Source organism: Enterococcus sp. LJL99 (assembly GCF_054871725.1).
Genome location: NZ_JBTXLT010000024.1, coordinates 1 through 10,822, shown reverse-complemented (window position 1 = coordinate 10,822; position 10,822 = coordinate 1). Strand labels below are relative to the sequence as shown.

The 10,822-nt window shown below is 31.4% G+C and carries 13 protein-coding genes; 8 read left to right on the top strand and 5 right to left on the bottom strand.

The features are described 5' to 3' along the window. Positions 1-371, top strand: a 371-nt coding sequence (locus tag ACYSNW_RS18080) for an LPXTG cell wall anchor domain-containing protein (protein WP_461746911.1), incomplete at its 5' end; no start/stop codon positions are given. Positions 372-535: 164 nt separating this feature from the next. Here ACYSNW_RS18080 and ACYSNW_RS18075 read toward each other — a convergent pair. Next, positions 536-1,108: an NAD(P)H-dependent oxidoreductase gene (locus ACYSNW_RS18075; RefSeq protein ID WP_461746909.1), complete on the bottom strand. Its 573-nt coding sequence runs from the start codon at positions 1,106-1,108 to the stop codon at positions 536-538. A 106-nt stretch (positions 1,109-1,214) separates the two neighbouring features. On the opposite strand from ACYSNW_RS18075, the gene ACYSNW_RS18070 reads away from it, so the two are divergent. Continuing rightward, positions 1,215-1,583, top strand: a complete 369-nt coding sequence (locus ACYSNW_RS18070; protein ID WP_461746907.1) for a winged helix-turn-helix transcriptional regulator — start codon at positions 1,215-1,217, stop codon at positions 1,581-1,583. A gap of 504 nt (positions 1,584-2,087) precedes the next feature. Here the strand turns inward: ACYSNW_RS18070 and ACYSNW_RS18065 are convergent. Together ACYSNW_RS18065 and ACYSNW_RS18060 are read right to left on the bottom strand one after the other, a co-directional pair. Next, positions 2,088-2,597: a VanZ family protein gene (locus ACYSNW_RS18065; protein ID WP_461746905.1), complete on the bottom strand. Its 510-nt coding sequence runs from the start codon at positions 2,595-2,597 to the stop codon at positions 2,088-2,090. A gap of 390 nt (positions 2,598-2,987) precedes the next feature. Next, entirely contained in the window at positions 2,988-3,851 is an 864-nt protein-coding gene (locus tag ACYSNW_RS18060) for a LysR family transcriptional regulator (protein ID WP_461746903.1), read from the bottom strand. 109 nt (positions 3,852-3,960) lie between these two features. On the opposite strand from ACYSNW_RS18060, the gene ACYSNW_RS18055 reads away from it, so the two are divergent. From ACYSNW_RS18055 to ACYSNW_RS18035, 5 genes are all read left to right on the top strand, one after another. Continuing rightward, entirely contained in the window at positions 3,961-4,524 is a 564-nt protein-coding gene (locus tag ACYSNW_RS18055) for a DapH/DapD/GlmU-related protein (RefSeq protein ID WP_461746901.1), read from the top strand. A gap of 29 nt (positions 4,525-4,553) precedes the next feature. Then, complete coding sequence (locus ACYSNW_RS18050) at positions 4,554-5,087, top strand: cyclophilin-like fold protein (RefSeq protein WP_461746899.1); 534 nt, start codon at positions 4,554-4,556, stop codon at positions 5,085-5,087. A 16-nt stretch (positions 5,088-5,103) separates the two neighbouring features. Beyond that, positions 5,104-5,976 (top strand): aldo/keto reductase, encoded by an 873-nt coding sequence (locus ACYSNW_RS18045; RefSeq protein ID WP_461746897.1) that lies wholly within the window; start codon positions 5,104-5,106, stop codon positions 5,974-5,976. A 490-nt stretch (positions 5,977-6,466) separates the two neighbouring features. Continuing rightward, complete coding sequence (locus ACYSNW_RS18040; protein ID WP_461746895.1) at positions 6,467-7,222, top strand: helix-turn-helix domain-containing protein; 756 nt, start codon at positions 6,467-6,469, stop codon at positions 7,220-7,222. Between the two features lie 184 nt (positions 7,223-7,406). Beyond that, positions 7,407-8,021, top strand: coding sequence for a Type 1 glutamine amidotransferase-like domain-containing protein (locus ACYSNW_RS18035; RefSeq protein ID WP_461746893.1), 615 nt, complete (start codon positions 7,407-7,409; stop codon positions 8,019-8,021). Positions 8,022-8,143: 122 nt separating this feature from the next. Here the strand turns inward: ACYSNW_RS18035 and ACYSNW_RS18030 are convergent, their stop codons facing one another. Together ACYSNW_RS18030 and ACYSNW_RS18025 are read right to left on the bottom strand one after the other, a co-directional pair. Further along, positions 8,144-8,707 carry a TetR/AcrR family transcriptional regulator gene (locus tag ACYSNW_RS18030; protein ID WP_461746891.1) on the bottom strand — a complete coding sequence of 188 codons (564 nt, stop codon included), beginning with the start codon at positions 8,705-8,707 and terminating at the stop codon, positions 8,144-8,146. Beyond that, a complete protein-coding gene (locus ACYSNW_RS18025; protein WP_461746889.1) occupies positions 8,700-9,407 on the bottom strand; it encodes an MBL fold metallo-hydrolase in 708 nt (235 codons plus the stop codon). The genes ACYSNW_RS18030 and ACYSNW_RS18025 overlap by 8 nt, the downstream gene beginning before the upstream one ends. A gap of 239 nt (positions 9,408-9,646) precedes the next feature. On the opposite strand from ACYSNW_RS18025, the gene ACYSNW_RS18020 reads away from it, so the two are divergent. Next, positions 9,647-10,567, top strand: a complete 921-nt coding sequence (locus tag ACYSNW_RS18020) for a helix-turn-helix transcriptional regulator (RefSeq protein WP_461746887.1) — start codon at positions 9,647-9,649, stop codon at positions 10,565-10,567. Positions 10,568-10,822: the final 255 nt, after the last annotated feature.

Sequence of the window (10,822 nt, the reverse complement as noted above, 5' to 3'; positions counted from 1 at the left end):
ATGAGCCAACGAAAGAAGTAGCAGGAGACCTAGAAAAAGATTCATCTACTTGGGAAGCCACATCTCGCTTATTGGAAGAAGACGGAGAACATGATTTAACCTTAGACTTTGGTTTTGTGAAAATACCAGAAACGCCGGGACAGCCAGAAAAAACGGAAGAATCTCAAAAAACTGAGGAGCCGAAAAAAACAAACGATAACAAAAATGAAGAGAAGGAAGAGTCAATTCTCAAAAATCCTGAAAAGGAGAAAATAGCAAAAGCTAAATTACCAAAAACAGGAGAAGAGACAATCACCTGGGGAGTGTTTATAGGTATACTCATCATTGGCGTTGTTGGATTGTTCTATCGAATAAAACGGGTTAAACAATAAAAAATCAAAAACAGAAAACATGAATGTTTAATAGATGAACTTTATAACGTTTTGGTTTTCACCCGAATAGAAGGAGAGAGGGACAAAATTGTTTTTTCCTCTCTTCTTCAAATTTTTTTGTTATTTGATCCACTTTTATAGGTGGTAGTTACTATGTGTAGATATTAAGCCTTTATTCTTTGAGGTAGAGAACGTAAATATTCTTTTCTGCTTTCTTCAGTCGTTAGATTAACTTTATCGAAATTAATCCATTCTGTTTTGTCGCTAGGAAGACCGATTTCATTAAGAATACCCTCCATAAATGTACTGATAAAGGATTTTTCAATGTAGCTTTGGTAAATCGTAGACGTTGTGAGAACCTTAGTCTTTTTAATATAAGTCAGCATACCAGTCAGTTGACCTTTTTCATTTTCATTATAAGCGAAGTTGATAAGCATCACTTTATCAATAAAGCCTTTTAGAATAGCAGGTAACCCGTACCACCAAATTGGAAAAATAAAAATGAGTTCATCCGATTCACGAATCATTCCTTGATACTTCTTAACTAAAGAATAAGGGGTATCGCCAACGCTATACCTTTTCAATTCTTCCTTTGAAAAAGTGGGATCAAATTCATCTTGGTATAAATCAATAAGATGAAAGGATTCTCCTTCATTTTTTAAATAAGTTTTGACTTCTGACAATATCGCATGATTAAAACTACCGTCCCATGGATGTGCATAGATAATTGTTTTCATAAGCGAACTCCTTTATAGTTTGATATAATTTATTATAAAAGTTCCTAAAATGATAAACAAGAACGGTAATAAAAGTGCGTTACTTACGTAAAGGAGAGTATTACTTGTGGAAAAAGAATCTTATCTAGCTGCTTCTGACTTGAAAAAAACAGGATTTGGTTATACCTTATCTTTGATTGGTGGGAAATATAAAATGATTACCTTATATGCTATCTATCTAAATGAGGGACCTATTCGATATAATGCATTAAAGCGAAAAATTGGAGAAGTGTCGTTCAAAACATTGACCAATACGCTCAAAGAATTAGAACAAGGAGGATTAGTTTGTAGAAAAGAATATCCCGAAATCCCACCTAGAGTCGAATATAGTCTTTCTCAAGAAGGATTATCATTAATTCCGTTAATGGACAATCTATGCGAATGGGGAACGGAACGACTAAAACGGGAAGGAAAAGATTATAATTATCTGGAATAAAAATATCTTAATTGATGCTCATATAAAAGAAAAAATAGCATTTGGAGATTGAGACAAAAGCGGTTAGCTCCGAGAACCAAGTAGGTACGATGCCTCATTGAATCACTATGTTCTTCGTGATTTATCGCAATAAGAAGGAATTTCCGTAAATGACAAGAAACACGAAAGGTTTCCTTTCGATGTTGAATGATTCCTACTTGGTGTTCTTCAAATTTTTGGTAACCGAGTAAGTATTGTGCAACTTCAGCTCCTTTCATTTGCTGTGTTTTAAAACAATTTCGGATTATTTCTGTAGGAGCTACTTTTGCACCAACGTTTGTTCAGTTCTAATAGATAAAACAAAATAGTCTTTACTTTAGTCTCACCTACTTTCTTTTAAAAAAGAAGATTGATTTAGATGACTATTTTATATTTTTCTAAAGCTATAAACTACTAAAGATACGTAGAATGTTCTTTTAAGCTCAGAACGTTCTACGTATCTTTTTTCTATTTTTAATGAAATAATTAATTAAGGATAATGAGAAAGATGATAAATAGACATGAAAGAGCTAAAATAATACTTCCTACTATCACTAAAACCTTATCTAACTTTTGTTCTGGAAAAATGATTGTTAAAACTTTATAGATCAATAAGCCTATAATTGCACCAGAAACGTTTGTTATTACATCAGTGATATCCGTTGCGCCTAATGAAAAAACGTATTGGGAAAATTCGATTGCTACACTAAATAGTAATGCAAATAAGATTTTCTTTAAAAAAGAGTTTTTTTTATCGACAATTCCAAGCAATCCACCAAACGGTACAAAAATAAGTAGATTGTCAATTATCTCCTTAAAATCGATCTGTCCATTAACAATTAGAGAACCTGAAAAAGGAATTAAGTTAATTCTCCTTGATTGATTGTTTGCGGTTTCAATAATCGTTTGAAAAGAAAAGGAAAACTTAAATAGTAAAATCCATATAAGGATAAGCAAATAAATTGAAAATAAAAGCATGCCACTTTTTTTATACATTTTTATCATCCTTTGTTCTAAAATTTATTACAAGTGTATAGTATCAAAATAAAATTTTAGAAAAAAGAGACTTAAGTCTGATTTATTTTTACGTTTATTTTAATATTTTATGAAATAGGGTAAGCATGATTCTTAATTTTGCCATTAGGGTAGCGATTATTCAATTTTTTCTATTTCCAAGCAATAGACAAAAAGTTTGATCACTTTCTCTATAAAAATAAGCATAATTATCAACATCACTAACATTCTCAATGAAAAATTCTAGTTTTGAGAAAAGTTGTCAGTCTAATTATTGCTTTTATATCTTTTTTTAAGATGTTATTTTTAAATTATAATAAAAAAATAAAAAGTAACTAATTATAATTTCATTTTCAATAAATTTGTGTCTTTTTACTCATTCAATTTTTCTAAAAAGAGTTTTGCCACATTTGAAAAAACTTGCTTCTTTTTCCAAATAATATTTACTGAAGCGACTAATGGTGGGGAAAAAGGAACAAAGGCTAAACCACTATCTTTTGTATTGATAATACCATCAATACATAGAGCAACTAACTCACTTTCTTTGACCAATAAAGAAGCATTGTACAGCAGATTATAGGTTCCGACCACATGAAAATGTTCTAAATTTCCTCCTAGCCATTCTGCTAATTGATTGTCGACAAGTGATTGATTTGAGATCAATAATGGTTGATTATTTAATTGTTTTGGCGTAATAACTTGTTCAGTAGCTAAAGAGTGGTTTTCACTAATCAAAATTCCCCAATGGTCTGCCAGTGGTAAGCGAACATAATCATATTTTTGCTTATCAACTGGATCAATCACTAAGCCAAAATCTAGTAAGCCCTTATCTATTTTTTCCTTCACATCATCAGCGTTCCCACTATATAAATGAATAGCAATATCTGGGTATTCTTTGATTAATTCATTGAAAATTAAGGATATCCATTGAAAAGCTTGCGTTTCGCCACCACCAATAGAAAGATCTCCACTAATTACTTCGTTTTTTTGCAGATTCGTGGTTGTCGTAGTGACTAGGGAAAGAATTTCATTCCCTCGATTTTGTAAGTACACCCCATCTTCAGTTAATGTAATTTCTCGATTTCCACGAATAAAAAGTTGAACGCCTAATTCTTCTTCGAGTTCTTTTAATTGTTTGGATAGTGTCGGTTGTGAGACATGTAAAATTTTCGCTGCCTGACTAATCGTTCGTTCTCTTGCAACAGTTAAAAAGTACGTTAACACTCGTAACTCCATCTTTTTCCTCCTATAGCTAAAAGTAATAGTTAGGTATGCTTTATAAGTATTAGTTATTTTAAGTATAACCAAGTAGAATAAATGTATCAACTACAAAGGAAGTGAGAAAATGTCGGATTATTCTTTATTGGAGAAAATTCAGGAGCAAGAAATAGTAGCTGATTCTATTTTTTTTAAAGAAATTCATTTAGTAAAACATAATAATGAACGCCTAGTTGCTGAGTTAAATACAGGATATCGAACCAATCAAGAAATGTTAGCTTATCTAGAAAGTATTACAGATACTAAAATTGATTCGTCTGTAACAGTATCACAACCATTTTATACTGATTTTGGAAGACATATAACATTTGGAAAAAATATTTTTATCAATCAAAATGTGACTTTTGTAGATTTAGGTGGGATTACGATTGAAGATCACGTATTGATTGGTCCAATGACGCGTATTATTACGGTAAACCATCTTTTAGATTCAGAGAAAAGAAGAGGAATGGAAGTAAAACCTGTCCGAATCAAAAAAAATGCGTGGATTGGAGCGAATGTCACCATTTTACCTGGAGTAACTGTCGGTGAAAATGCTGTGATTGCTGCTGATTCAACAGTGACTAAGGATGTTCCAGATAATGTTGTGGTTGCTGGATCACCAGCTAAAATTAAGAAGCATATCGTGTGAAGTAGATGAGAGAAAAGATACGAAGGAAAATGAGATTTCACTATTTAAGTTTGCTTAGTTTATTTTTTATTTTAGTTGGTTTGACCGCTTGTAATGATACTAAAATACAACTATCGGAATCATCCTCTACGTCTTCTGTTCAATTGTCAAAGGAAAAACGATTGGATTATAGTGAAACTAGTCAAATGATTCTGCAAAAAGAGGAGGAACAAAAATCGCTAAGTTTTATGATTGATGGCAAAGAATTTCCTATAATAGTTGATGATACCCCAACCTTAGACGCCTTGATTGATGAATTACCGGAAAAATTTATCATGAACGACTTACATGAAAATGAAAAATACTATGAATTTTCCCAACCAATTCCAACAAATGCTAAAGCCATTCAAAAAATTGAAGCAGGGGATGTCATGCTTTTTGGTCAGCGAACTTTAGTGCTATTTTATCGTGCATTTCCGACCTCTTATCAATATACACGAATCGGCTCAATTGAAAACACAGAAAGTTTGAGCGACACTTTAGTAGGTAGGAAGACAGTAGAAGTACAGTTAGTCAAAAAATGAAAGTGAGGAACCTAACATGTTAAACGAAACATATACATTGTCAAATGGTGTAAAGATTCCTAAATTAGGATTTGGTACATGGATGATTGAAAATGAACAGGCTGCGGAAATGGTTCGTCAAGCTATTCAAGTTGGTTACCGTCATATTGATACAGCACAAGCTTACGGCAATGAAGAAGGCGTGGGAGATGGGATTCGATCATCTGGAATTGAGCGCAAAGATCTTTTTGTAACGACGAAGTTAGCAGCAGAAATAAAAAATTATGAAGAAGCAGTTCTAGCAATTGATGAATCTCTAAATAAGTTAGCCATCGACTATATCGATTTAATGATTATTCATAGTCCGAAACCTTGGGCTGTTTTTCAAGAAGAGAATCATTATTTTGAAGGGAATATTGAAGCTTGGCGTGCGTTAGAAGAAGCATATCAAAAAGGCAAAATCCGTGCAATCGGTGTATCTAATTTTGAAGTGATTGATTTAGAAAACTTATTGGAAAATAGTCAGATCAAACCAATGGTCAATCAAATTTTAGCTCATATTGGACATACACCATTTGATGTAATTGATTATTCGCAACAAAATGAATTGTTGGTGGAAGCTTATTCGCCAATCGCTCATGGAGAAATGTTACAAAATGAAACAATCACAGCGATTGCAACTAAATACCATGTATCAATTCCGCAATTAGCTATTCGCTATTGTTTACAACTAAAATTGTTGCCATTACCAAAAACGCAAAATGTTGCGCATATGAAAAATAATGCTGACGTCGATTTTGTCATTGCAGAGGAAGATATGACTATTTTAAAAGAATTAAATCATTTTAATTATGGAGAAAATAGTGAAATTCCTGTTTTTAAAAAAGCTTCAAAAAATGAATTAGTTTAGTGAACTCAACTAATAAATAAGCGTTTAGATAAACAAAACAAATCATAAATAGAATGAATATAATTGAAACAATAGGCAGTTGATTTCATCTCAATACTTTAAATTTAAAAAATAATAAATCGTATAACATAGTAAAATTTCGCTAATTTTTCAGACATTGTTTGTTGTCCAGCTTGCAGTATCGGATTTATGTTTTAATATTCGACTCAAAGTGATTGTTTTATGAACTTAACTAAACGGTGTAAGAAAAGAAACTTCTACAGAAATAAGCAACCAAGCACAAAAATTCCAACAATATTTTTGTACTTGGTTGCTCTATTTATTGGTTTGATAATTTTTTACCAAAGCAATCTTTAACAAAATACTAAAGGGAAATCAAGAATTATAGGGATGTTACACTTTGTAGAGCACGTATTTGTAGGATGTTTCCAGTTGTTGCTAGATGTTTCAGGTATACTGTCTGTATAGTTTTCTTAAAGAGGTGAATCAAGTGGAGATAGGAAAAATTATAAAAAGGTGTCGGTTAGAAAAAGGATTGACCCAAGAAGAGTTAGGGAATAAGTTTTATGTGAGTAGACAGTTAGTATCAAAATGGGAAAATAATCGTAGTTATCCAGATTTAAATCAACTAATACAATTAAGTGATTTTTTCAATTTGTCTCTTGATGAACTAATGAGAGGAGACAAAAAGATGATTAAGAAAAAGGATTTTCAAGTGACTGTAGGAAGAATAGGAAAATGGTTTGGGCTACTTTTCTTGGGTAGTTTGTTTGTTGGAATACTTTATTACTCTTTTTTAACAGAAAAAAAAGATCAGCTATATAAAAATGTAGTGAATCAAAAGTGGCAGAACGAAGATTTCTATTACACACAGATAGAAGATTCGATTCAATATATTGTGTTTAAAAATAAAACAATGAAACTCTGGAATTTCCCAACGCAATTATCGGTAACCGCGAATGCTAATTATACGATGGATAACCGAGCATTAATAAGTGGGGTGAGTATTCAATATGTAGGGAATAAAAAGAATTTTTTAGTTTCTTGGAATGAAAGAGATTTGATTGGGAAACAGCTAGTAATGGATGATACATTTGAATATAAAAAAGAATTACAGCCTTTGGAAAATCAAACGATGTCCTATGAATTTGAAAAAATTTTAAAAAAGGAATTGGATATTGAACGACCTTATCTAAAAGATTTTTTAGAGGAAGTTGATAGAAAATTTCAAGAAATAAATCATTAATTTCTTAGAAGATTTAACCTTGGTCATGTTTTAGTATGCTTACTTCCTTTAAAATAGTTAGGAATAAGTTTGGTAATCCTTTTCTATTTGAATAACTTTTATTTATGAAACCAAGAGAAATATTTAGGAACATACGTTCTTTTTTGATATACTTAAAGAATAGTTAGTGAAAGGGTGAAGATAAATGAAAAAAATACTTATTACTTCTTATTTTGCGGGGATAGAAAGACAGTTTTCAAAGTTTATCAATGACAATAACATAGAGATTCAGGAGATTCTTTTTATTTCAACTGCAGGAAACGTGGAGGAGTATAGACAATATATTGATGAAGGAATTCATTTTTTTAAAAGTTCAGGTTACAAGTTAAACTTTTTAGATATTGCTAATGAAAGTAAAGAAAAATGCGCTACTGAAATAAAAAATGCACAATTGATTTATATATCAGGTGGTAACACGTTCTATCTACTACAAGAAATAAAAAAGAAGGAACTAATTTCTGTTTTGAGAGAGAAAATATCTAGCGGCTGCCCTTATATCGGAGAATCTGCTGGCGGAATCATTCTATCTAAAACTATTGAGTATGTAAAAGAGATGGATGATGCAAAGGTCGCACCTGAATTAAAAGAGCTTAATGCATTAGACGTAATTGATTTTTATCCGTTACCCCATTATATGGAAGAACCTTTTTCTGATATAGTCCAAAAAATAGCTAAAGAGTATACTAACCGAATCAATTTAGTTCCAATTAATAACAATCAAGCGATAGTTGTTGTTAATGATAGTATTAAGATAGAATAGTTAAACGATATATAATTCTAATTAGAGAATCAAGTAAGAATGAACAACACTATTTTTTTATATAAATAGTTTGTGGTTCATTTTTACTTGTAATATATCTTTTTTTATACGATTGAATCGATTTAACAATCGAGCGTTAAACCCTCTAATAATGCATTAAAACCAAATTGAAAACTTGCATCAGTTCCTATTGGCAATTGAAAAGATCCTTGAAGCACTAATGTTGAAAAACCATGAAGATAGCCTCTTAAGGCTCTGATGATGTTGATTTTTTCTTCATTACTTTGATTAGAGGTGGCTAATATTTGAAGGCATAAATCTGTGATATCATGAGAAACATTCTTAGTCTTTTGACTTTTCCAAAACGCAGGTTGTTGTGATGTTTCATATAGAATTGGAGATTTACAAGCAAAACCATAGTAAGCAATCCCCATTGAACGAAGAGCAGTTTTACCAGATAAACCAACAATTGAATTTAAGATTTCTGAATGGAGTTGTTGTAAACCTTCTAAAGCAAGTAGATCAAATAGTTCGTCTAAACCGGATATATGATTATAAAGAGAAGGAACTTTAATAGATAAGTGCGCCGCAACAGCTTTTAATGTAAGCTCAGTTAATCCATTTTTTTCAGCAATCAAAATAGCTGTATCAACGATTCTTTGTTTTGTTACTTTTTCTTTACTCATTTATTAGTTTCCTTTCCATTCTTGACAAGGCTTTTTTTATTTTTGTTGTAGGATTTTGGATCATGTTTCCGTGTCCTGTTGCCAATAAAGTGATTTTTTCTATAGGTAATTTTTTTATGCTATTTAAGGCTTCGCTTTTAGACCAAGTTGCTAACGCTGGAAAAGGAAAGCTGAGACGAGTATCACCCGAAATAGCAACGCCGCCTTTTGTTTGAAGACTATCTCCTGCAATTAGAATACCGGATTTATCCAAAAAAGAAATTGAGCCTGGAGTATGGCCTGGTGTCAACAAAACTTTCAAAGAGCCAATCTGTTCTCCACCGTATAATAATTGATCAGGAACAGTATTTATTTTACTAAGGCCTCCTTTGATTGGTGACGGTACTTCTTCAGGGCGAAGTGTTCGATCTTCATTAAGTAAAGCATAGTCTCTTTCAGAAATAAATACAGTAGCATTGGGATAGTTTTTCTTTAGTTCATCCACGCCAGAAACATGGTCTTTGTGTGCATGTGTTAATAGGATACGGTTAATTGTTTTTCCTAATTGATCAGCAAGAGCTATAACTGATTTACACATGAGAGGTAATCCGATATCAATCAATGTTAAGCTTGTTTCCTCTTTATAAATATACGCATTGATTGGAAATAGGTTAGGTAAAAATGCTAATTGATACAAATTTTTTATGTGTTGAATTCTCATATAGAATGCTCCTATCTATCTAAACTAATCTAATTAGTATTTTAACTAATTAGATTAGTTTTTGCAAGTATTAAAACGAATGGTAGTAAAAAAGATTCAATATTACATACAAGAAAAATAAAAAAATAATTTATTTTTCATTTAAACTAGTAGATAGCGTGAGAAGTATTCAAAATAACAATTTACTAACTAAAAAATTATCAAAATGAATTTATTTGACTATCAAAGGAGAGAATGTATTGAAAATTGAACGTTTACTAGCAATAATCATTTTACTTTTAAGCCGTTCAACTGTAACAGCAAACGTAATGGCGAATCGTTTTGGCGTTTCCAAGCGAACGATTTATCGAGATATCACTACACTAGAAAATGCTGGTTTTCCAATCGTTGCCATTTACGGGAACGAAGGAGGTTTCCAGTTAATGAACGAGTTTAAGCTTCAAAGTTACACGTTCTCTGAAAGAGAAAAAAATTGGTTATTGCAAGCACTTGAATTACAAACAGAACTATTTATGACAGATTCAATCGCTCAAACTGTGAAAGAAAAATTGCGCTTACTAATAATCAATGAAACCTCGCTACAACTAAATGTAGCTGAAGGGACATTGCATCATGAATCAATCGAACAAGCAACTAAAGATAAACTTTATCAACTACAACAATTGATGGCAACAAAAAATAAGATACAAATCGACTATATTTCAGGTAATGGACAACAAACAAAGCGAAAAATCTCACCGATGCAATTAATTTTAAAAAATGGCAGTTGGTATCTAAAGGCTTATTGCGATTTGCGACAAAATGAACGGGCATTTAAATTAACAAGAATTAGAAAAATTGAGGCGTTGAATGATAAAATAATTGACACTTGTTTGGAAAAAGTATCAATTGAAAAGAAAAAAATGGCTCATTCAAAGCAAACAATTATCTGTCAATTTGCTGCGGATCAATTAGGTAAGTTAGTTGATTTTTTTACCGAAGACCAAATTAAATTCATTTCTGAAGGCAAAATAGAAGTGATTTTTGAAGAAGAATGCTCGAAGAATTTACTACCATTTTTATTGATGTTTGGTGCAAAGGTAACTGTGATTAAACCGATTGAATTAAAAAAAGCCCACATTACGGCTATTCAAACAATGAATAAACTTTATCTTGATTAAGGTTGAATTCGAGATAGTTTGATTAATTTAGAATAAAAAACATTCGCTTTGGATAAACTTTCAAAGCGAATGTTTTTGGCTCTATAATTTATGGGACTGATGAATCAGAAATGATTCTTCAGCCCCATTTTTCATTTTAAGTATAAAAAAACATATCGTTCTCATGTATGATTAATTTACCACAAAAAAACAAACAGAGAGGACGATATGTCTATGTCAAATGATATCAAAAAAATGCTAAGAATTACAGATAAA